Annotated in this window: 15 protein-coding genes; 10 read left to right on the plus strand and 5 right to left on the minus strand. The window is 48.4% G+C overall.

What is annotated here, in order from left to right; translation table 11 throughout:
- The first annotated feature begins 100 nt into the window (after positions 1 to 100).
- The 5 genes from lon to HC229_RS00110 all read left to right on the plus strand — a co-directional run bounded on the left by lon (position 101) and on the right by HC229_RS00110 (position 6,758).
- Complete coding sequence (gene lon, locus HC229_RS00090; protein WP_191018407.1) at positions 101 to 2,551, plus strand: endopeptidase La; 2,451 nt, start codon at positions 101 to 103, stop codon at positions 2,549 to 2,551.
- 89 nt (positions 2,552 to 2,640) lie between these two features.
- Entirely contained in the window at positions 2,641 to 3,669 is a 1,029-nt protein-coding gene (gene porQ, locus HC229_RS00095; protein ID WP_191018408.1) for a type IX secretion system protein PorQ, read from the plus strand.
- An 89-nt stretch (positions 3,670 to 3,758) separates the two neighbouring features.
- The gene (cmk, locus tag HC229_RS00100; RefSeq protein WP_191018409.1) at positions 3,759 to 4,448 is read left to right on the plus strand and encodes a (d)CMP kinase; all 690 of its coding nucleotides are present in this window, start codon (positions 3,759 to 3,761) and stop codon (positions 4,446 to 4,448) included.
- Positions 4,449 to 4,561: 113 nt separating this feature from the next.
- Positions 4,562 to 5,935 carry a nucleoside permease gene (locus tag HC229_RS00105; RefSeq protein ID WP_191018410.1) on the plus strand — a complete coding sequence of 458 codons (1,374 nt, stop codon included), beginning with the start codon at positions 4,562 to 4,564 and terminating at the stop codon, positions 5,933 to 5,935.
- 388 nt (positions 5,936 to 6,323) lie between these two features.
- Positions 6,324 to 6,758 carry a hypothetical protein gene (locus HC229_RS00110; protein WP_191018411.1) on the plus strand — a complete coding sequence of 145 codons (435 nt, stop codon included), beginning with the start codon at positions 6,324 to 6,326 and terminating at the stop codon, positions 6,756 to 6,758.
- 1 nt (position 6,759) lies between these two features.
- On the opposite strand, the gene HC229_RS16700 is transcribed toward HC229_RS00110, so the two are convergent.
- A complete protein-coding gene (locus tag HC229_RS16700; protein ID WP_191018412.1) occupies positions 6,760 to 10,107 on the minus strand; it encodes a T9SS type B sorting domain-containing protein in 3,348 nt (1,115 codons plus the stop codon).
- 242 nt (positions 10,108 to 10,349) lie between these two features.
- On the opposite strand from HC229_RS16700, the gene rpsA reads away from it, so the two are divergent.
- The 3 genes from rpsA (at position 10,350) to HC229_RS00130 (ending at position 13,693) form a co-directional block, all read left to right on the plus strand.
- Positions 10,350 to 12,116, plus strand: coding sequence for a 30S ribosomal protein S1 (rpsA, locus tag HC229_RS00120; RefSeq protein ID WP_191018413.1), 1,767 nt, complete (start codon positions 10,350 to 10,352; stop codon positions 12,114 to 12,116).
- 153 nt (positions 12,117 to 12,269) lie between these two features.
- On the plus strand, positions 12,270 to 13,232 hold the full coding sequence (locus tag HC229_RS00125; protein WP_191018414.1) for a GlxA family transcriptional regulator: 963 nt from the start codon (positions 12,270 to 12,272) through the stop codon (positions 13,230 to 13,232).
- Positions 13,229 to 13,693, plus strand: coding sequence for a DoxX-like family protein (locus HC229_RS00130; protein ID WP_191018415.1), 465 nt, complete (start codon positions 13,229 to 13,231; stop codon positions 13,691 to 13,693). Before HC229_RS00125 ends, HC229_RS00130 begins: the two co-directional genes overlap by 4 nt.
- Positions 13,694 to 13,867: 174 nt before the next feature.
- Here the strand turns inward: HC229_RS00130 and fumC are convergent, their stop codons facing one another.
- The 3 genes from fumC to HC229_RS00145 all read right to left on the minus strand — a co-directional run bounded on the left by fumC (position 13,868) and on the right by HC229_RS00145 (position 18,766).
- On the minus strand, positions 13,868 to 15,271 hold the full coding sequence (gene fumC, locus HC229_RS00135) for a class II fumarate hydratase (RefSeq protein WP_191018416.1): 1,404 nt from the start codon (positions 15,269 to 15,271) through the stop codon (positions 13,868 to 13,870).
- A gap of 611 nt (positions 15,272 to 15,882) precedes the next feature.
- Positions 15,883 to 18,336: a TonB-dependent receptor domain-containing protein gene (locus HC229_RS00140; RefSeq protein WP_191018417.1), complete on the minus strand. Its 2,454-nt coding sequence runs from the start codon at positions 18,334 to 18,336 to the stop codon at positions 15,883 to 15,885.
- Positions 18,337 to 18,427: 91 nt separating this feature from the next.
- A complete protein-coding gene (locus HC229_RS00145; RefSeq protein ID WP_191018418.1) occupies positions 18,428 to 18,766 on the minus strand; it encodes an ArsC/Spx/MgsR family protein in 339 nt (112 codons plus the stop codon).
- Positions 18,767 to 18,834: 68 nt separating this feature from the next.
- Between HC229_RS00145 and HC229_RS00150 the strand changes: the two genes are divergently transcribed.
- The gene (locus tag HC229_RS00150; RefSeq protein WP_191018419.1) at positions 18,835 to 19,785 is read left to right on the plus strand and encodes a CPBP family intramembrane glutamic endopeptidase; all 951 of its coding nucleotides are present in this window, start codon (positions 18,835 to 18,837) and stop codon (positions 19,783 to 19,785) included.
- Entirely contained in the window at positions 19,760 to 20,806 is a 1,047-nt protein-coding gene (locus HC229_RS00155) for an AMP-binding protein (RefSeq protein ID WP_191018420.1), read from the plus strand. Before HC229_RS00150 ends, HC229_RS00155 begins: the two co-directional genes overlap by 26 nt.
- Before the next feature lie 89 nt (positions 20,807 to 20,895).
- Here the strand turns inward: HC229_RS00155 and HC229_RS00160 are convergent, their stop codons facing one another.
- A complete protein-coding gene (locus HC229_RS00160; protein ID WP_191018421.1) occupies positions 20,896 to 22,521 on the minus strand; it encodes a M1 family metallopeptidase in 1,626 nt (541 codons plus the stop codon).
- Positions 22,522 to 22,554: the final 33 nt, after the last annotated feature.

The following is a 22,554-nucleotide window of genomic DNA, read 5'->3' on the forward strand; positions in this document are numbered from 1 at the left end:
TCGGTCATACGTCGATTTTGCGTTTTCCTAATATATTGATAACCTATCTTTGTACATCGAGGCAGTTTTTTTGGACTGTCAACATGACACCTACCACCGCATGTCACATCACAAGATTTTAACATTTGACAGTTTGTCATTGCAGGATTTTGAATCCGATGCCGAACTCATACCACTGCTTACTCCCGAAGACGAGGAGGAAATGAATAGGGAAGAACTGCCCGATTCACTTCCGATATTGCCATTGCGAAACACCGTATTGTTTCCTGGAGTCGTGATCCCGATCTCGGCCGGACGCGACAAATCCATAAAACTCATCAACGATGCCAATGCCGGCAACAAAATTATCGGCGTGGTCGCGCAAAAGAACGAAGAAGACGAGGATCCGACCAAAAACGACATCCATAGAATCGGTACGGTCGCCCAAATCCTTCGCGTCCTTAAAATGCCCGATGGCAATGTGACGGTGATCCTCCAAGGGAAAAAGCGGTTCGAGATCGACGCGATGATTGCGGAGAAACCCTATATGCGCGCCAGCGTAAAGGAAGTAGAAGAAAAACGCCCGGGCAAGCACGATACCGAATTCGTAGCAATCGTAGATTCCATAAAAGACCTCGCAATTAAAATCGTCAAGGAAAGCCCCAATATCCCTACTGAAGCAACGTTCGCGATCAAGAATATCGAAAGCCATTCTTTTTTGATCAATTTCGTCTCATCGAACATGAACTTGCCTGTGGGCGACAAACAAAGCCTGTTGTCGATCAACGTGCTCAAAGAAAGGGCGCTCGAAACATTGCGTTACATGAATGTGGAATTGCAAAAGCTCGAGCTCAAAAACGACATCCAATCCAAGACGCGTTTTGACCTCGACCAGCAGCAGCGCGAATATTTCCTGCATCAGCAAATGAAGACGATACAGGAAGAATTGGGCGGTGTTTCCTCCGAGCAGGAAATCGACGAAATGCGCCAAAAGGCAAAAGCCAAAAAGTGGGACGAGAAAACTGCCCAACATTTTGAGAAGGAATTGGCCAAAATGCAACGCATGAATCCCCAGGCGCCAGATTTCGGTATCCAGAGAGGCTATCTCGAATTGATCCTGGAATTGCCCTGGAGCCATTACAGCCAGGATTTGTTCGATTTGAAACGCGCACAAAAAATACTCGATCGCGACCATTTCGGGTTGGAAGACGTTAAGAAGCGCATTATCGAATATTTGGCGGTACTCAAATTGAGAAACGATATGAAATCGCCGATCTTGTGTTTGACCGGGCCTCCCGGTGTGGGTAAAACCTCTATCGGAAAATCCATTGCCGAAGCGCTGGGACGCGAATACGTCAGGATTTCCCTTGGCGGATTGCGCGATGAAGCGGAAATACGCGGACACCGAAAAACCTATATAGGCGCCATGCCGGGACGCATCATCCAAAGTATAAAGAAAGCCGCGACCTCGAATCCGGTGTTCGTGCTCGATGAGATCGACAAATTGTCGAACAGCCACCAGGGCGATCCTTCCTCAGCGTTGCTCGAAGTGCTCGATCCGGAGCAGAACAATGCGTTTTACGACAACTTCCTCGAAATGGGCTACAATTTGTCGAAGGTGATGTTTATCGCTACCTCGAATAACATGAATGCCATTCAGCCAGCTTTGCGCGACCGTATGGAGGTAATCCGGATGTCGGGCTACACCATCGAGGAAAAAGTAGAGATCGCGCGCCAGCATTTGGTCCCGAAACAGTTGAAAGAGCACGGCCTTACGCCAAAAGATTACACCATCGGGAAGAAACAGCTGGAGAAAATCGTAGAAGGTTATACGCGGGAATCCGGTGTTCGCGGTTTGGAAGGGAAGATTGCGCAAGTCGTCCGGAATGCCGCCAAGTCGGTCGCGATGGAAGAAGAATACAACAAAAAAGTAACCGATGAGGACATCGTAAAAATACTCGGCGCACCACGCATGGAACGCGACAAATACGAAAGTAACGATGTAGCGGGCGTGGTCACGGGATTGGCCTGGACTTCCGTCGGCGGTGATATCTTGTTTATAGAATCGCTGATTTCCAAAGGGAAAGGCTCGATGAGCTTAACCGGAAATTTAGGTAATGTGATGAAAGAGTCGGCTACGATTGCCTTGGAATACATCAAGGCTAATCCTGAACTCATGGGTGTTGATTCCGAAATTTTTTCCAAGCACAATATCCACATCCATATCCCGGAAGGCGCCACGCCAAAAGATGGCCCGAGTGCCGGTATCGCGATGCTGACGTCGCTTGTTTCGCTTCTGACCCAAAGACGCGTGAAAAAGCATCTCGCGATGACGGGAGAGATTACCTTGAGAGGAAAAGTACTTCCGGTAGGCGGAATCAAAGAAAAGATACTCGCTGCCAAGCGCGCCGGGATCAAGGAGATCATCCTTTGTCATGAGAACAAACAGGACATAGACGATATCAAAGCCGAATACCTCGATGGGCTCGAATTTCATTACGTAAAGGAAATGAGCGAAGTCGTAAAGCTTGCGGTGACCGATACCAAGGCGAAGAACGCCAAAACCCTATAATAAAAATAACCCTTGTGAAAGCGAGGGTTATTTTTTTTAAAAATAATATCTTCGCATTGGCGTTATAGGATTGTTAACGCCGCTAAAATATGCTTAGAAAACTCCTTTTTGTCCTTGTCGTTTCGTATTGCGCGCCCGCATTTGCGCAGATCGGAGGGAAAGGAGTTTATCAGTTCCTGAATCTTGTCACTTCTCCGAGGCAGGCGGCCTTGGGCGGTAAGGTCATTACGATTTACGACGAAGATCCGAACACGGCCCACTTTAACCCGGCAACGATAAATCCGGAGATGGACAACCGGTTGGCGCTCAACTATGGCAGTTACTTTGGGGAAGTCACTTACGGCACTGCTTCCTATGCCTATGTATACGACCGACATGTACAGACGCTGCACGGCGGTGTCAACTACGTGAATTACGGAAAATTCGAAGGATACGATGAGAATGGCAACAAAACGGATGATTTCAGCGGAAGCGAGATCGCCCTCTCGTTAGGCTATTCCTATAACGTGCCTTGGACGAGCCTTTATATCGGCGCTAATGCCAAACTGATCTCCTCTTCGCTCGAAAGCTATCAATCGTTTGGAGGCGCACTCGATCTTGGCGCAATTTACGTGGATGAGGACAACGATATCAACTGGGCGGTTTCCGTGCGCAACCTCGGCACGCAATTCACCACCTATGCCGGCGCAAACGAACGCGTGCAAATGGAAGTACTCGCAGGCGTTTCCCAAGAACTTGAACATGTCCCGTTGCGTTGGCACCTCACGCTCGAAAACCTGCAGCAATGGGATGTTTCGTTTTCCAATCCGGCGCGTTCCGAAAATGGCATAGATGGCGGATCATCTCCTGAAAAGGTTTCGTTCTTCAACAATGCGCTGCGCCACGTCATCGTAGGGGCGGAGCTGTTCCCTAAAAAAGGGTTCAACATTCGGTTTGGGTATAATTTCAGACGGTCAGAGGAACTCAAGATTCTAGAGAGGCGAACTTTTGCAGGGCTTTCGGCAGGATTTGGGCTCAAAATCCGCAGGCTTAAATTCAACTATTCCTATTCCAGGTATACATTGGCCGCCAACACCAGTCTTTTCGGGTTGACAATCAATTTTGGAGAGGATTTTTAATTGCAGTTTACCGTCGGTCGATAACGTTATGTTCGGATTCCAATTGCGACCCTGATCCGATTTCAATAAAAATATTTGATATTTGCCGAATGCGCACGGACAAAAAAATAACAATCGCCATTGACGGCTTCTCGTCAACCGGAAAAAGCACCATAGCCAAGCAACTGGCCAAGATTCTCGGATATGTTTATGTCGATACCGGAGCAATGTACCGCGCCGTCACGTTGTATGCGATGCAACATCACTATATCGACGGACATCATTTCGACGTCGGGAAACTCATTGCCGATCTTCCGAAGATAAAGCTGCATTTTGTATTCAACGCCGAATTGGGCTTTGGCGAAATGCATCTCAACGACCGCAATGTCGAATGGGAGATACGCACGATCGAAGTTTCGAATTTTGTAAGCAGGGTGGCCGAGATTTCCGAGGTGCGCCACAAACTCGTCGAGCAGCAACAGGAAATGGGGCGCAACAAAGGCATCGTAATGGATGGGCGCGACATCGGAACCGTCGTTTTTCCAGATGCGGAACTTAAGATTTTCATGACTGCGAGCTCCCAAACGCGTGCGCAAAGGCGCTTCGAAGAACTTACCGACAAAGGCCAGACGGTTACTTTTGATGAGGTGCTACGCAATGTCGAGGAACGCGATTATATTGACACTCACCGCGATGATTCCCCTTTGCGCAAAGCCGATGACGCGATTGAGATCGACAATTCGCATCTGACGCGTGAAGAGCAACTCGATAAAGTTCTCGATTTGGTTTATGAAATTTAAAGTTGAGGGTTAGCGTTTCAACCCATGGATGGACTGGACTCAAATCCGCACATAAAAAACCAACAAATCAACAATTTTGCTAGCTTTACCGCCAAACCAACCCTAAACCATTTATGAGTATCAAATTACGATTGACGGCCATGAGCTTCATGCAATTTTTTGTGTGGGGCGCCTGGCTGATTACCATTGCAAACTATTGGTTCGGAACCAAACAGTGGGAAGGCACGCAATTCGGGCTTGTGTTCGCCACGATGGGATTCGCTTCCCTTTTCATGCCGACCGTTACCGGAATCATCGCCGACAGATGGATAAACGCCGAAAAACTCTACGGATTTTTGCATTTGGCGTATGCCGCCGTTTTATTCAGCCTACCGATGGTCGAGGATCCGACGACGTTCATTTACGTCATGTTCCTCGCCATGTGTTGTTACATGCCGACGATTTCGCTCTCCAATTCAATTTCGTATGCGGCGCTGAAGCAGGGAAACCGAGATGTCGTCAAGGATTTCCCACCAATCCGCGTCTGGGGGACCATCGGCTTCATCGTCGCCATGTGGATTACCAACCTTACCGACAGCAAAGCCACCGCGAACCAATTCTATATTGCTGGAATCGCGGCGATACTCCTGGGATTGTACGCCTTTACATTGCCAAAATGTCCTCCAAAATATGGAACGGTGTCCGAAGATGCGCTCAACGAGAAAAAGACATCCGCCTTTAAATTGTTCGCCAACTACAAGATGGCGTTGTTTTTTATATTCTCCATGTTTCTTGGAGGAGCGCTTCAGCTTACCAATGCCTATGGGGACGTCTTTCTAAGCGAGTTCGAGAATTTCCCGAAATATGCCGAATCTTTCGTGGTCAAGCGCTCGACGATCATAATGTCAATTTCACAAGTTTCCGAGACGTTGTTTATCCTGGCTATTCCGTTTTTCCTGAAGCGTTTCGGGATTAAACAGGTAATGCTTATCAGTATGTTCGCCTGGGTGTTGCGCTTTGGGCTTTTTGCTTATGGCGATCCCGTCGATGGCTTGTGGATGATCGTGCTCTCGTGCATCGTTTACGGAATGGCGTTCGATTTTTTCAACATATCAGGCTCGCTTTTCGTAGAAGGGAACACCGATGCCAACACGCGTTCGTCGGCCCAGGGGTTGTTCATGATGATGACCAATGGAGTGGGAGCCGTACTGGGAAGCGTCATTTCGGGTTGGGTGATCCAAAACTATTTCACGAAGGCCTACACAACGGTTTCCGATCTGGCGCTTCACCTGCAAACCGAAACATCGAACGCTCACCTGATGGCATTCGTAAAAAATAAAGGTGCCGAGGTACTTTCTGACGGAGGCCTCAGCAAAGCGATCGAAATGAAGGACTGGCCCAACATCTGGCTTGCGTTTGCCGCTTATGCGCTAGTAATTGCGATTGCCTTTGCATTTATGTTCAAACACGAACACGACCCGGCCGAAGTCGCGACTATTTCGCATTGATAACTATTTTGTCAATAGCCATCCTTTAGGGTGGCTTTTTTGTTTTTGGAAATTTGGGCGTTAAACTTTTTAGGTTAGATAATGGTTTAACATTTTTGGAGGAAAAACTGTATGCAGGATGTTGTTTGGCGGTTTAACTTTGATAGACCTAACAAATCTCAAAGATTTGTTAGGTCTGGGGGAAAAAGGCTTTGTTGTTCCCAGACGGTATACCCGGCAAACGCGCGCAATCTCGGCGCTCTCTTGATTTAACAAATAGTACAGAAATTCTGTACAATGGGAAAATTGCTGCCTCCTAACTTTGCGAGACCTAACAAATCTCAAAGATTTGTTAGGTCTGCAGGAATTAGATACGATACAGAATTTAAACATCGCAAAATCAACCAACATGAATCCGCCAAATTTAGTCGTGAAAAGCGATCCGTTTCTCCCGGGTAATCTTTACCTGATCCGCAATACAGGAAACAACTTTGAAGACATCTTTATCGAGGATCGAAACTATCCCTATTTTCTGGATCTTTTCCACAGGCACGTCGGGCAAATCGCCTATTTACTCTCTTTCAGGCTTTTTCGCAACGGCTTTGAATTGCTCATCGAATTAAAGAATATTTCTGATATCCCGGAGAAATACCGGCAAAAGCTCTACTTGCCATTTTCCAATTTTTTCAACGCCTACACCAAGTCGATAAACAAAGCTTATGGTCGCTCCGGAAGCCTGTTCCGCGAACATTTCTCTCGCACGAAGGTCAACAGGATACAGGCAGCCAACTTAAAAACCGGCATGGAATACAACGCCTTTCACCCAAAGAACCTGAGCTTTTGAATTACCGCTTCATCGCGAAGTGGCCTCTCATCTCTTTCCCATCCTGTCGGACTACCAAAAACCAGTAATCGGTAGACGGAAGCAGTTTTCCGTTGAGGGTTCCATCCCAACGACCGCCGACGGGAAAACCGGTAATGAGTTTACCGTAACGGTCAAAAATGTAGGTTTGGATTCCGGGCTCGTACTCGTCGAACTTCACTTTCCAATAATCATTATAACCGTCTGCATTTGGCGTGAAAAATCTCGGATACATGAGCAAATGCGCCACGTCATCGTCCGATCCGCAATCGCCGAGATCCTTTACGACCACATGGTATTCTCCGGGAAGCAATCCGTTGAAGGTGTTGGATTGCTGGAACGTCTGCCCGCCATCTGCCGAATACAGGAAATCGCCCGTGTCCGGTTCGTTCGTATGGACGATAAGCGTGTTGTCTTGATCGGTCCAATCGTGATATTCCACACTTTGGATTGTCGGTGCGACAAGCGGAAAAACCTCAATTTCATAAACGCCAGTACAAATCATGCCTTGGTAATTCTTGGTCACGGTCAACGTGTAAATTCCCGCTTCCGATACCGTGATCGACTGTGTATTGGCGCCATTTGACCACGAATAACTGTCCATTCCGGCATCTGCTGTTATCGTGCGGTTCGAGTTTGGGCAAAGCGCATAGCGCAACTGCATGTGCAAAACCGGGTAAGGATTTACTACAACGTCTACGGAAACGATGTCGTAGCAATCGCCGGCATTGTATTTCAGGCGCCCGTATAGCGTCGAGGTGGCGCCGTAATAAGGAATGCTCAACGGTGCGTCCCCCGAAGCAGCGTCTGATTGATTCAAGTGGTAAGTGAGCGTGAAGTCGGAAGGATTTTGGGATCCGATGATCGTCGCATTGAAAGAGGCAAGATCGAAATCCGCCTTTCCGTCGTTGTCGTCCCCGTCACATTCGACGATAGGATCGGATGGAGTCGTGGCTTCGATTAAGGACGGGAGTGAGGCGATATCGACGATTTTCACGACTGTCTGTCCGCAAAAATGTTCTACGGAAAATTTATAGACAGCCGGCTCGAGCCCGGTAAAGGTGTCGTTAGGGCCATTGTCGATCACGAAAGGCGAACCATTTTTTTCGACGATCTTAAAAACAAATGGAGGAACGCCGTCTGCAATGACTTTGACGTCGGCCGTCGCACCGTCGCAGGTAAGCTTGACCACGTCGACGATCTCGACTTCTCCGGTGTTGTCAAATTCCGTCAGTGAAATGTAGCAGTTCTTTGATGAGCTTGGCGGCAGGATATCTCCATTTTGGTAGGCTTGGAACGTTTTGACGACCCTGAAATGCCCCATGAACAATTGATTGATGTTGTTGAAATTGTTGGTCAATTGGATGGCGTTCGCATTGGTCAGCGGCGTATTTTCGATGTAAACGATTCCCGTTGCCGGATGCGTCCATTGACCCGTGCCTTCATTCAGCCGCTGTAACCAAAACGTTTGGGCCGTGGAATTCGATGTGTGGTTGATCTGAATGTCAAAGGCAGCACAGTGCTTGGTTACCGTGATATCGTTTATGTCAACGACGTAAGGAAGGATTTCATACGGTTTCACGTAAACCGTTCCGCAGTTGTTCGTGAGCGTGAATTCGTATAGTCCCGGCGGAAGGTATTCCATTGAGAAAATCCCGCCTCCTCCGATATAAACCGAGGCGTCGAACGGAATTTGTTCGGAAAATGCCGATGGGGCCGCCGTGATTACAACCGATACCAGCGTCGTCGAATTCCCTGCGCGTATCCTTACGCCTCCGAACCCTTCGTTGCAGTCGGCTCTCGTGGAGAGCGAAGGATCGTTGTGGACGTCCATATCGTCAATCGTAAAGTCGTATTCGTGCGCTATGCCGCAAGTGTCGTAAATGATGACGTGATAGTCTCCGGCGGGAAGGTCGTAAATCCAGATTTCCTGAGCGTCAACCTGGTTCTCTTCAGGAACCGTGTGCGGAAGCGTCTCGGTAAATTCCGAAGGCGCTTCAGTAATTACGACGTAGTCGATATCGAAGCTGATGGTCTGGATTTGGAGATCGGATAAAATCGCGTCGCATCCCGGATGAGGTACGGCGTTAAAGGTGGGAGGCAACTCATTGGGTTCGATGTCTTGTTCAAAATCGACGGAATTTCCGCAGGCGTCGGTCAATGTGCCCGCATAATGCCCCATGGGAACGGTGTTTTCAGGATCTCCGAAATATGTTTTTCCGCCTGAAAACGGTCCCGGCCATTCAGAATTGAAACTGGAGGGATCAAAATCGGCAGGAGCAGACGTGAAGACGATATCATAGGGCGGAACGTAAACCGAAGGCGTGATCGCAAAAAAGTATTCGCCGCATTCCCCGAGTTCGGGATCGAGGCTCCCGAAAAGCGAAAGATCGATGGGATTGTGCGTCCATCCTTGTTCTTGTCCGCATCTGTCGATGACCTTGATATCGTAAAAATACAGCTGGTCGTAATAAAACGGAATATCGTGCACCACCGTGAGGACATCGAGGTTTCCCATCGGCTCCACATAAGTCAGCGTCACCGGAGCGCCTCCTCCGGGAGGATAAACCGTATAGACGACCGTCAATGGGTACAACAGATCGTCCTCATCTGAGTTGGTAATGGCGATCGGATGCGTAAGCGAAATCTCGTTACAGGCCGGAAGCTGCGGAAGAAATCCCATCGAACCTACCGTAAACGGAGCGTCGTTATGCGGAACCGTATACGAATGCGCCTTTACGTTTCCGCAAGCGTCCGTTGCGTGCACAACATACGTTCCGGAAGGCAGGTTGTCAAAAAAAGGCGAAGGATGCGGGCCGCTCGTGGTTACAGGGCCGGAAAACAGCGAATAGTTCACCGCCGCGCCCGAGGTGACCGCAACGGTAAGGGTCCCGTCGTTGCAATGTTCATCCGTATGTGTGATTTCGAAGTCGATGGGTGCTATCTGGTTCGCGATCGTTATGGTTTGGGGCGGAAGCGTGGTAGTCGTGCCGTTGACGGTCTCGATTGCCACGACCTGGTAATTTCCGGCGTCGAGCCCGGTTACCTGGCCATTGGCGTTGAGTTCGGCAATGGGCGTCGTGGTGTTCGGCAGTTGAAAAACCCTGAAAATGACGGTTCCGCCGGGAGTAGGGTCGGTGAGACTAAAGTAGATGATGCCGCCTCCGTCGCACGTTTCGTCGACTTTGGTAACCGTCAATTGGGGAGGCAAGGCCGATGCCTGTACGGAAAGTGTGACCAGCAAAAAAAAAGGCAACAGAAATGCAGACAGTCTTATCGCTAAGATTCTGTAAATGAAAATAATGCGGGAATAGGGTAGTGGTCCTTTCACGTCTTCATCAGCAATTTGTTGTCGGACAATTTACGTAAAAATAATATGGGTGTTTTTGATTTAACATTTAAGAGAATATTTGCGTTAGTTGTTTGTCTGATAAATAAATATGCCTTACTTTTGCGCACCTTTTTGACGGAGTAGAGTTTCCAGGAAGGTATACGAAAAACACAAAAAAACCACTTCTGTTTTTAATCTGTGTCAGAAACTCGGCAAAAGCAGGATACAAATTATTAATCAGCATGTCTGAATTATTAAAAACACAAGAAGACTTTTTGAACAACTTCAACTGGGACAATTACCAGGAAGGTATCGACGCCGTTGACGCGACGAACCTTAAGGAATTTGAGGACCTCGTTTCAAAAACCTTCATCGCAACAGATCAGGAAGAAGTAGTAGACGGAACTGTCGTTCGCATGACAGACCGTGACGTGATCGTCGACATCAACGCCAAATCAGAAGGTGTTATCTCGTTGAACGAATTCCGCTACAACCCGAACCTGAAAGTTGGAGACAAAGTAGAAGTTTTGATCGACGTTCGCGAGGACAAGACAGGACAACTTGTACTTTCTCACAGAAAAGCTAGAACCATCAAATCATGGGATCGCGTCATCAATGCTCATGACACTGGCGAAATCGTAAACGGATTCGTGAAATGCCGCACTAAAGGTGGTATGATCGTTGACGTGTTTGGAATCGAGGCGTTCCTGCCAGGTTCACAAATCGACGTGAAGCCAATCCGTGATTACGACGTTTACGTCAACAAAACCATGGAATTCAAAGTGGTGAAAATCAACCACGAATTCAAGAATGTCGTCGTTTCCCACAAAGCGCTTATCGAGGCGGATATCGAAGTACAGAAGAAAGAGATCATCGGGCAGTTGCAAAAAGGCCAGGTTCTCGAAGGTGTCGTCAAAAACATCACTTCTTACGGAGTATTTATCGACCTTGGCGGCGTAGACGGTTTGATCCACATCACGGACCTTTCATGGTCGCGCATCAACCACCCGAGCGAAGTATTGGAGCTTGATCAGAAACTGAACGTCGTAATCCTCGACTTCGATGACGAAAAGACCCGTATCCAGCTAGGTTTGAAGCAGCTTAACGCTCACCCTTGGGATGCTCTTGACACGAACATCGCAGTTGGTGACAAAGTAAAAGGTAAAGTGGTCGTTATCGCTGACTACGGTGCTTTCATCGAGGTTGCCGAAGGCGTTGAAGGATTGATCCACGTTTCTGAAATGTCTTGGTCAACGCACTTGCGTTCGGCTCAGGATTTCGTAAAAGTAGGTGATGTTGTCGAGGCTCAGATTTTGACCCTTGACCGCGAAGACCGCAAAATGTCTCTTGGTATCAAGCAATTGTCGCAAGATCCTTGGACAGACATCACGTCCAAGTATCCAGTTGGCTCGAAGCACACAGGTATCGTCCGCAACTTCACTAACTTCGGCGTTTTCGTTGAATTGGAAGAAGGAATCGACGGATTGATCTACATTTCTGACCTTTCCTGGACCAAGAAAGTGAAGCACCCATCTGAATTCGTGAACGTTGGTGATAAATTGGAAGTCGTTGTTCTTGAACTTGATGTTGACGGACGCAAACTTTCCCTTGGTCACAAACAAACGCAACCGAATCCTTGGGACAAGCACGAAGCTGCTTTCGGAGTTGGAACCGTACACAACGGAACGATCGCTGAAATCGTCGACAAAGGCGCTACCGTAGATTTCGGTGATGACGTTGTCGCTTTCATCCCTGCACGTCACCTTGAAAAAGAAGACGGCAAGAAGTTGAAAAAAGGAGAAGTGGCAGACTTCAAAGTAATCGAATTCAACAAGGAATTCAAGCGCGTTGTCGCTTCCCACACGGCTACTTTCCGTGAGGAAGAAGAGAAAAACGTTCGCCAGTCGCAGGAATCGAACAACAACAACGCTTCGGCGCCAACGTTGGGAGACAACAACGACATCCTTGCTGGTTTGAAAGCCAAAATGGAGAAGAACGAAAGAAAATAATTCTTATCGTAATTGATAGAAGCCTCGTGGAAACACGGGGCTTTTTTTATCCGATAACTTCATCACCCAATTTAAAAGAAGATAGTTCGTCGAAATGACGATCTATAAAACAGGGCATTCGCGCCAAATCCCTATCTTTAAAAAAAACTTCTGATGAAACTAGGCATCCTGCTCACATCCGAACACCGGCTTTTAAGCGTCGCTGCCATGCTGGACGTATTCCAAACCGTCAACCGATTCTACGAAGAAGCCGGGCTTGAGCCGTTTTTTGACATCCGTCTGCTACAGTTGGGCGAAGGCGAATCGATGTATTCGGGATACGCGCCTGCTTCCATCCGGGCAGGTGAACATTGCGACCTCATACTGGTTCCAGCTTTCAAACCCGAAGCAATGCCGACGCTGTTGTCGCAAAACCGCGAATGGTTTCCGTGGCTTGTCAGGCAATATTCCAAAGGGGCGCATATCGCGAGTTTTTGTACGGGCGCTTTTTTGCTGGCCGCGACCGGTTTGCTCGACGGAAAACCTGCCACGACTCACATCAATGCGGAATATGCGTTCGCTTCCTCATTTCCCAACGTCCAGATCCAGGCCGATGCGGTCGTAACCGAGATGGATCGGATTTATACAAGCGGAGGGGCCACGAACAGTTTCCATTTAATGATTTACCTGATTGAGAAATTCTGTAACCGCTCCGTGGCGGTGCGAACGGCAAAGGTTTTTTCAGTCGACATTGACCGTAAACAGCAGACCTACTTCGGGACGTTTCTTCCGATAGAAGATCACGGGGACGACCTGGTAAAACAGGCGCAGTCGAAAATCAAGAAAAGTTTTCGGGAAGCGAACACCATAGAAGAAATTATCGTGGACGTCCCTGCGAGCCGCCGAAACCTTGTACGACGGTTTAAGCAAGCCACGGGCATCACGCCAATCGAGTACCTGCAAAAAACGCGTATCGAGGCGGCCAAGCAGTTACTCGAGCAATCGCGACAAAGCGTCCAGGAGGTAATGCTCGATTCGGGTTATAACGATCTGAAATCATTTCGCATCCTGTTCAAGAAGAACGTTGGCATGACGCCGACTGCTTATCGCGATAAGTTCAACGCTTTTGCATCATGATCAAGCGCAATGGAATAGGCATACTGACGGTTTCGGTCGGATTGGTATTTTTTTGGTTCGGGTTCCTCAAGTTTTTCGGCAGCCTGAGTGCCGCCGACGAAATCGCCTCACGCACGATCTCGTGGCTTACATTGGGCTACCTCAATGAAGAAATAAGCATGCCTGTTTTGGGCGTGATCGAATGCGTAATAGGACTCGGTATCCTGACGCGCAAGTTTATGAAATACGTGATCCACCTGATGTATTTCCAGATGGCCGGCACGCTTCTGCCACTTGCGATTTTTACATCTGATACCTGGAAGCAGCCGTTTGTCCCGACGCTGGAAGGCCAGTATATCATCAAGAACAGCATTTTGATTTCGGTGGCCATCGTGCTTCACGTCATTTCAAAAGGAGGGAAGCTCATCGCAGATCCGGAAGTGGCGCAGAAAGCAGAGAAAGATGAGGAGCGGAAGAAGTAGTTTGGGTTTTAACAATTTCGGTGGTTTTTCTGTATGGAAATTGTCGTTTTGTAGAGTAACTTGCGTATGGGTGGGCACGCTAAGGCCGTGTCTCCAAAAAGTCAAAAAAAAGAGCCGCAACTCTCACTTTTATGCGAATTGCGGCTCGTCCCAACATCGTTGAAATTCCTGAATCTAGACGGTTTTCAAGCTTCCAACCATTTCCTCAGGTTTTACCCATGCGTCGAAATCGTCTGCCGAAACATAACCCAAACGAACAGCCTCGTCCTTCAACGTCGTGCCGTTTTTGTGGGCTGTCTGTGCGATTTCAGCAGCTTTGTAGTATCCGATTTTGGTGTTCAGCGCCGTGACCAACATCAGTGAATTGTCTACCAATTCCTTAATGCGTTTATGGTTGGGTTCTATCCCTTGAGCACAGTGTTCGTCGAAAGAAACGCAAGCGTCGCCTATCAGTCGCGCTGACTGAAGGAAATTGGCCGCCATCAACGGCTTGAAAACGTTGAGTTCATAATGACCTTGCGTCCCGCCGATGGTGATCGCCACATCGTTGCCCATGACCTGGGCGCAAACCATCGTGAGGGCTTCACATTGCGTCGGATTTACTTTTCCAGGCATGATCGACGATCCCGGCTCGTTTTCAGGAATAAAAATCTCGCCTATTCCCGAACGTGGTCCCGATGCCATCATGCGGATATCGTTCGCAATCTTGTTCAAAGAAACCGCCAACTGTTTCAATGCTCCGTGCGTCTCCACAATCGCATCGTGGGAAGCGAGCGCCTCAAATTTATTGGGAGCCGTAACGAATGGATGTCCTGTGAACTTCGCTATGTATTCTGCTACTTTCACATCGTAACCGTCGGGCGTATTCAATCCTGTTCCTACCGCTGTTCCGCCAAGAGCCAATTCGGAAAGATGTGCCAATGTATTTTTTACGGCTTTGAGACCGTAGTTGAGTTGGGCCACGTAACCGGAAAGCTCTTGTCCCAAAGTCAGGGGAGTAGCATCCATCAAATGCGTGCGTCCGATCTTAACGACGTCCATGTAAGCTTCCGATTTTGCCTTGAGGGTATCGCGCAATTTCTCGACGCCCGGAATCGTAACTTCCACGACGGCCTTATAGGCGGCGATGTGCATTCCTGTCGGATACGTGTCGTTTGAAGATTGGGATTTGTTCACATCGTCATTGGCTTTTACGACGGCTTCGCCTTCCCCGATTTTAAACCCGGCCAACACCTGTGCGCGATTGGCGATCACTTCGTTGACGTTCATGTTCGACTGCGTTCCCGAACCAGTTTGCCAGATCACAAGCGGAAATTCGCTGTCGAGCTTACCTTCGAGTATTTCATCGCAAACCGAGGCAATGGCGTCGCGTTTTTCAACAGAAAGCACGCCAAGGTCATGATTGGCGTAGGCCGCCGCTTTTTTGAGGTAAGCAAATCCCTCGACGATTTCTGTCGGCATGGAACCCGACGGGCCAATTTTGAAGTTGTTGCGCGAACGCTCGGTTTGGGCGCCCCAGTACTTGTCTGAAGGGACTTTCACTTCGCCCATGGTGTCTTTTTCTATTCTGTATTCCATCATTTGTTAATTAGCGAATTTAATAATTAGCGAATTAGCGAATGAAAGGCTACCATTCGCTAATTCGCTAATTGACTCATTATCTCATTGTCCAAATTTACGCCGAAATCTTTGTTAATAAAAATGAAACCCAGCCTTGGACAGCAAAAATACTATCGCTACATTTGCGTATAATTCAAAAAATTCCGGAACACATGTTTGAATTTCAACAATACCTAGGCTTTTTGATGTTCCTGTGTATCTTCACCATGGGATTTTGGCTGATGCTTTTCCTTGTCAACTTTGTATTTTACTGGGTTGCGGGAGCCAGCTGGGAACTTTGGAAAGAGAAGAGAGCCGCTAAGAAACTAGGTGATCAGTAAATCGGTAGTCTAGAAACCGATTTTGGGAAAGGAGGTCTTTTGGCTTCCTTTTTTTATTTGTGGATTTTTGGGTTCGCAAAAAAGCCGCCACCACCCACCCGTAAATTTACCGCCATCATCAATAACCCAAATACAGAAAAACTGTATATTTTCTTAATAATACATGCCACACGTCCAATAATCCCAAACCAAATAAAAAAAAACGCCAGACAAATTGCCTGGCGTTTTTCATTAAGTAAAAGATGATTCTTAACCCGGGAACTCTTCCGAGCCTCCGCCTTCGCCATCACGCGGCTGGCGATCGCGTTCCCGCTCGTTTTTGGCTTTGTTGAAGCGATAGGTGAGTGACAAGGTAATTTGTCTCACACGCCATTGCATTTCGCTATAGGAATCGAGCCTTCCCGGAAGGTAGGTCTCGTTGATGCGTTTGCGTGAATTGAAAACGTCCTGTACGTTTAGCGCAACGGTCCCTTTTTCTTTCAGGATGTCTTTGCTGAAGCCGAGGTTCATGCTCGGTACGCCGCGGCTTTTCCCTTGGGCATTGGTTTGTGGACCGTTGTAGTTGAAGTTCGTCTGCCAGTCGATCTTGTACGGAAGATTGACTTTCGAAGTAAGCCTCGTCGACCACGAATACGCCACGTTGTCGAAATCCTCGGTAAAGGCGTCGCCGTTCGAAAGCACATAACTGTAGTCACCTTGGGTTTCGTTGCGGAAGACGTTGAAGTTGCTGTTGAGCTTCCACCACTTGAACGGTGAATAGTTGAGCGTGAATTCAAATCCGGCGCGATATTCCTTGCCGAGGTTGATTGGCGTCGTCAGGATGACCGGCGTCGAGGTGCCGTCTCCGTTGTCGACTGTTTCCCCAGAATCACGTCGGACAAACTGGAACGAGTCGGTGGTGACGTTGACGAACAACGAAGTACTGAACGTAAGCTTTCTCCAACGCTTCAAATAACCCAAATCGAAAGAGTTGCTGAACGCAGGGTCGAGATCAGGATTTCCCTGGAACAAGTTGATGTTGCTCGAGTAATTCGAAAACGGGTTGAGCAGGCGACCGCGCGGGCGCGAAATACGTCGGCTATAGCTGAGTGACACGTTGCTTTCGTCTCCCAGTTCATACGTCAGGAAAAGGCTCGGAAAGAAGTTGTTGTAATGTTTGTTGTTGTAATCCTGCGTATACAATTGGTTGATGTCGATATTGGAATCTTCCCAACGCAATCCCGCCAAATACGAGAATTTCCCGTATTTGGAACCATACTGCATATAGAGCGCGTTGATTTTTTCTTTGTAATCCAACTTGTTCGTGAAGTCGTAATCGAGGACGTAAAGGCCCGTATCCGTATCGAGTTGGCCGACGCTGTAATCAGTCAGCACACGGTTGAATTCGCCTTTGTAACCTGCTTCGAATTGGCTGTCTTTCCCAATCGGAAGCACATAATCGGCCATAAAGACGTTGCGGTTCTGGTCCTGTATATTCGTCGTACGCTCGTCCCCGAAATTGATGTTGGCGATATCGTTGTCCTGATTGATCGAAAATTGTCCGTTAAGCGTGAGTTTATGGCCTTCTTTCTTGAAATTTTTGGTGATGTTCGTCGAATACTCGAAGTTCTCATCCTTTCCTTCTTCATCGCTGAATCGGGTCGTCATTCCGGTAAAATTCCGGTCTGCGTCATAATTGTAGAACTTTACGGTTTCCGGATTGTTGTTGTTGAAGATGCGCAAGTTGATCTGGTTGGTCCACGTCAATGACTTGTCGATATACCAATCGAAACCGGTAGTGGTGTTGTAACCTTTGTTGAGGCGCTCGTTCTCGCGTCTTTCGTTAGTATAACTCCTCGTCGAGTTGTCTGCGTTGAGATAACGGGTGTCCGTAAGGGAATTTCCAGGACTTGTGCGGTAATTGTAACCCGTTGTGGTAAAGACATTGATCTTGTCTGACTTAAAGTTTAAGTTGCCCGACAACCCATAGTTTTCAGGATCGCCGACGGTTCCGATAAACGTGCCGTTGACACCTTGATTCTTGCCCTTCTTAAGGATGATGTTGAGCAAACCGCCACCGCCTTCAGAATCGTATCGGGCCGACGGGTTGGTTACGACTTCGACCTTTTCGATGGCGTCGGCCGGAATCAGTCGCAATGCGTCGGTGATGCTGATGGCGTTCGAAGGCTTCCCGTCGATCAGGATGCGGACGTTCTCATTTCCGCGAAGGCTGATCGTACCGTCCTGGTCTACGGAAACCGATGGGATATTGTCGAGGACGTCGCTGACAGTTCCGCCTTTTACGAGTAGATCCTGGCCGACGTTGTAGACTTTTTTGTCAAGTTTTATCTCCACCGTGGTGCGCTCGGCGCGAACGACTACCTCGTTTAGCAATTGCGAGTCTTCAGACAATTCCACATTCTGGAGCCTGGTTTCTTTGGTAATGCTTTGGTTCTTGAGTTCGTATGATTTGAATGAAATAAATTCGAATCGGATGTCATACACACCTTGGGCGACTTCTATCGAGTATTCACCTTTGCTGTCGGTGATGCCGCCTGCTACAGGTTTGGTATCTCCAGGCTTGAGAAAAGTGACGGTAGCGTATTCAAGAGGTTGCTTGGTGGTCTTCTCGGTAATTTTCCCCGATACCTTGACCTTTTGGGCATTGGCGGTCGCGAAACCTAAAGAAAGGACGGCCACCAAAAGCCATTGGAATAATTTCATACAAAAAGTGGGTTTAATTTGCGGTGTTGGAATGCAAAAGTAGCCTTTGGTTTACCCAACGAATCACAAGGTTTTGTTAAACTGGATGTGGTCAGAACACTTCCGAGGCGGCTTCGGCAGGGCGGGCGACAACCGCTTTGTTGCCGTTGATGACGATAGGGCGCTGGATCAGGACAGGATTTTTGACAAGTATCCTCACAATATCGTCATGCGATAATTCGAGTTTCCGGAACGGCTGCCAATCGGCTTCGTTCGTCCTGACGATCTCGATGGGCCTGAGTTTCAGTTTTTTGAGCAAGGCTTTCAGTTCCCGGAATTTGAGCGGCCTCTTTAAATAGTCGACGATTTCATATTCGCACCCTGAAGCGTCTAAAAACGCCAGGCATTCGCGCGACTTTCCGCATCGGTTGTTGTGAAGTATCTGAATCATTTAAGCTGCTTTTCTAAAATCCGATGCAAAATTAAACTAAATTAGAAGTCCTCAAACAAACGCGCCATATGTTCATCGAACAAGCATACAAAGGTGACAACACGCCTTGGAAAGTGTTGATTACGACATTTCTGACAACGGGGATTTTCCTGGTCAACGTTGCCGTGTTTTTCTTCGTGCCGCGGGAACGGACAGACGCAATGTACGAAGCGCTGAAAAAGACACCGAAACTGCTTGGGATGGTCGTCAACCTGCTGCCGTTCGTCCTGCTGTTGGGATTGTTGTTGTTCCTGGTGGTTTACCTCCACGAGAGAAGCGTGACGAGCCTGACGACCTCGCGCCCGCGAATTGACTTCCGACGGGTACTATTCGCCTTTTTGTGCGTGACCACATTGATCGTGTCAACGTTTTTCATCGGCTATGCCATCGACGACAGCAACGTGGCCTGGAATTTCCAGCCCGAAAAATTCGCTGTCTTGTTCGTGCTTGCCATTATTTTGTTTCCGATACAGATCGCCTTCGAGGAATACCTGTTCCGCGGTTTCCTGATGCAACAAATCGGCATTGCGACCCTGAGCCGTTTCGCGCCGCTTTTGACCACCTCTGTGTGTTTCGGGATTTTCCACGGCGCCAACCCGGAAGTGAATGAGCTCGGCTACGGCATCATGGCGTTTTACATCGGTACGGGATTCCTGCTCGGCATCATGACGCTTATGGACGAAGGCATCGAGTTGAGCCTTGGCTATCATTTGGCGAACAACCTCATGGCCGTGTTGCTGATATCGTCTGATTTCTCGGCCATTCAGAGCGACGCCTTGTTTCGCCTTACGGAAGAAGCGCCTCCACAGGAAACCCTTAACGAAATGATTGTCTCAATGCTGGTCACGTATCCGCTGCTACTTTTCATTTTTGCCAAACGATACAAGTGGCACGACTGGAAAGGAAAACTTTTCGGAAAAGTCGCAACCCGTTTAATCCAAACCACTGGAAATTATGAAAACGATTCCAACTTACAATAGCGTCCACCACCGCTTCCGCCTGAACGGATTCCATCTCGATCGGGACGATCTGTGCCGCATCGCCTACAGTTTCATAAAGGAAGGAGACGATTACGAGAAACACTGCGGGCTCTTTCTTTTGGACTGGTTCGACGACAAACCGGACATCGAAATCAATACCTCCGGGACTACGGGCGTGCCAAAAACGATACGGGTGAGCAAGCAGGCAATGGTAAATTCGGCATTGGCTACTGGCTATTTTTTCGATTTGCAACCCGGCGACCGCGCGCTGCATTGTCTGCCGACGAAGTTCATAGCCGGCAAGATGATGTTCGTACGCGGCTTTATCCTTGGCCTGGACTTGGATTTTGAGGTCCCGAGCGCGAATCCGCTAAAATACAACGACAATCGCTATGATTTCGCGGCGTTGGTTCCGCTTCAGGCCGAAAATTCGCTAGAAGGCTTGGAGCGTCTGAAAAAAATCATCATCGGAGGTGCGAAAATCAATCCGATACTCGAAAAAAAACTCGAAAAGATTCCGTCGAAAATTTACGAAACTTACGGTATGACCGAGACCATTACCCATATCGCGGCCAAACGGGTAGGGGAAAGCGCATTCACGGTTTTGCCCAACGTCACGATTTCGTACGACGACCACAATTGCCTGGTCATCCACGCTCCGAGAATTTCCCGGGACGTCATCGTCACCAACGACCTTGTGGAACTCGTCAACGAAAACCAGTTCGTTTTCCTTGGAAGGCGTGACAACATCGTCAACAGTGGCGGGATAAAACTTATTCCGGAGCAAATTGAAGCCAAACTGGCCGACCGCATCGACAGCCGCTTTTTCGTTGCGGGAATCCCCGATGAGACATTGGGAGAAAAACTCGTGCTTTTCGTCGAAGGAGACCAAAGACAGTTCCCTGAAGATATGTTCTCGTCTCTCGGGAAATACGAACGTCCGAAAGAGACTCGCTTTGTCCCTGAATTTCCCGAGACGGGCAGCGGAAAGATCATGCGCCGGGAATTGCTCGTCCGATAAAAAAAGCCCCGATTAAGGAGCTTCTTTAATTTTTACGGATTTACCGGTTCAATGTTTATCGAATTTTAATCATTCGGGTATCTTTATTGTCAGATTCCCTTAACGTCGATAAGGAAGTGTTCCGGAATGGCTTTCACATCCGAAAGTTTTGTCGCTGCTTCCAGTTCCAGGCTTTTCGCTGATGGCGTAATACGCTTCTTTTTGCCGTTTACCAGGATATCGACCGGCATGTCGAATCCCGGCTCAATGTTGTCATATCGGTAGGATACTTTTCCATCTTTCTCTTCAAATGATAGCACCGGAATTTTGACCGATCTTAAGTATTGATCGAAAACCGGCGTGAGATCCATTCCCATTTCCTTGCTGAAGTAATCGTCGACGTCTTGAGTGGTAATGATCTTGTGTTTGAAGTGTTCGGAATATTTCAGCAGCATTTTCCACCATTTCGCGTCGTTGTCGACCACATGTCGCAGCGTATGCAGCACCCAGGCGCCCTTCGGATACATATCGCCCGAACCCTCGTTGTTCACGCCCAACTTTCCGATCACCGGATCGTAATTGTGGATGTTTTTGCGGATGCCGTTCATGTATTGCACCGCTTTTTCGTATCCGAGCGTGCATTCCACGTACACGGCTTCGGAATACATCGTGAAACCTTCGTGTATCCACATATCGGCAATGTCCTGGGACGTAATGCTGTTGCCGAACCATTCGTGACCGGTTTCGTGGATGATGATGTAATCGAAGCTCATCCCGATTCCCGTTCCGGACAAATCGTTCCCGCGATATCCTTTGAGGTACCAGTTCCCGTAAGCTACGGCACTTTGGTGCTCCATCCCGAGATAAGGCGTTTCGACGAGTTTGTAACCGTCTTCGGAAAAAGGGTATTTCCCGAACTTCGATTGGAAGCAGTCCATCATCGGCTTGACTTCCTGGAAATGCTCCCTGGCCTTTTGCTCGTTGTATTTCAACACATAATAGTCCAGATCCAAGCCTTTGTAAGTATCGTGGATATGGGCGTAATCGGCTATGTTGACCGTGATGTCGTAAGTGTTGATAGGACTTTTTACTTCCCAATCCCAGCGCGTATAACCGTTTCCAAGGTCTTCGGAGCCTTTGAAGCGACCGTTGGACACGTTCATCAATCCATTCGGGACGGCTACTTTTATAGATGCGCCTTTGTCCGGCTCATCCGTCTGCGAGTCCTTTACCGGATACCAAAGGCTGGCGCCCGTTCCCTGCACGGCAACTCCTACGAAATGCTTGCCGTTCCTGTCCTTTTTCCAGTCGAAGCCGCCTTGCCATGGCGCGCGTGGTGCCGCGATTGGCGTCCCGGAGTAGTAAAATCGGATCGATTGGCTTGAGCCCTTTTTGAGCGTCGAAGGAAAATCGAGGAACACAGCGTTGAACTCTCGTTTGTACTGGAGTTTTTTGCTGTCAAAGACGATGCTGTCGATTTTCATGTTGTCGAACAGGTCGACCTGGATTCTCGACGTTGGCGCCACGACTTTGAATCCGATATCATTAAAGCCGACGATGGTCTTCGCTTCGGGATCGATCTTGATATTGAGGTCGTAACGTTGGACGTCGTAACTGGTGCGCTCCGGACGCAATCCGCCGTGGAGCGAATCCTTGCGGGTGAAGCTGTGTTCCGAGAAGATCTGGGCCGATGCCGCCGATGTCACCACCAACAACAGGAGAGTTGCCTTTTTCATTTTAGAGGGTTTTCGTGATTGGTCTACCGATAT

The organism is Flavobacterium selenitireducens (assembly GCF_014748335.1).
Taxonomy (GTDB): domain Bacteria; phylum Bacteroidota; class Bacteroidia; order Flavobacteriales; family Flavobacteriaceae; genus Flavobacterium; species Flavobacterium selenitireducens.

Excerpts from the sequence above, each read along its gene's own strand:
- HC229_RS00110 (WP_191018411.1), top strand. The coding sequence starts at position 6,324 with ATGAATCCGCCAAATTTAGTCGTGAAAAGCGATCCGTTTCTCCCGGGT.
- rpsA (WP_191018413.1), top strand. The coding sequence starts at position 10,350 with ATGTCTGAATTATTAAAAACACAAGAAGACTTTTTGAACAACTTCAAC.
- HC229_RS00125 (WP_191018414.1), top strand. The coding sequence starts at position 12,270 with ATGAAACTAGGCATCCTGCTCACATCCGAACACCGGCTTTTAAGCGTC.
- porQ (WP_191018408.1), top strand. The coding sequence starts at position 2,641 with ATGCTTAGAAAACTCCTTTTTGTCCTTGTCGTTTCGTATTGCGCGCCC.
- lon (WP_191018407.1), top strand. The coding sequence starts at position 101 with ATGTCACATCACAAGATTTTAACATTTGACAGTTTGTCATTGCAGGAT.
- HC229_RS00130 (WP_191018415.1), top strand. The coding sequence starts at position 13,229 with ATGATCAAGCGCAATGGAATAGGCATACTGACGGTTTCGGTCGGATTG.
- cmk (WP_191018409.1), top strand. The coding sequence starts at position 3,759 with ATGCGCACGGACAAAAAAATAACAATCGCCATTGACGGCTTCTCGTCA.
- HC229_RS00160 (WP_191018421.1), bottom strand. The coding sequence starts at position 22,521 with ATGAAAAAGGCAACTCTCCTGTTGTTGGTGGTGACATCGGCGGCATCG.
- HC229_RS00150 (WP_191018419.1), top strand. The coding sequence starts at position 18,835 with ATGTTCATCGAACAAGCATACAAAGGTGACAACACGCCTTGGAAAGTG.
- HC229_RS00140 (WP_191018417.1), bottom strand. The coding sequence starts at position 18,336 with ATGAAATTATTCCAATGGCTTTTGGTGGCCGTCCTTTCTTTAGGTTTC.
- HC229_RS00155 (WP_191018420.1), top strand. The coding sequence starts at position 19,760 with ATGAAAACGATTCCAACTTACAATAGCGTCCACCACCGCTTCCGCCTG.
- HC229_RS00145 (WP_191018418.1), bottom strand. The coding sequence starts at position 18,766 with ATGATTCAGATACTTCACAACAACCGATGCGGAAAGTCGCGCGAATGC.
- HC229_RS00105 (WP_191018410.1), top strand. The coding sequence starts at position 4,562 with ATGAGTATCAAATTACGATTGACGGCCATGAGCTTCATGCAATTTTTT.
- fumC (WP_191018416.1), bottom strand. The coding sequence starts at position 15,271 with ATGGAATACAGAATAGAAAAAGACACCATGGGCGAAGTGAAAGTCCCT.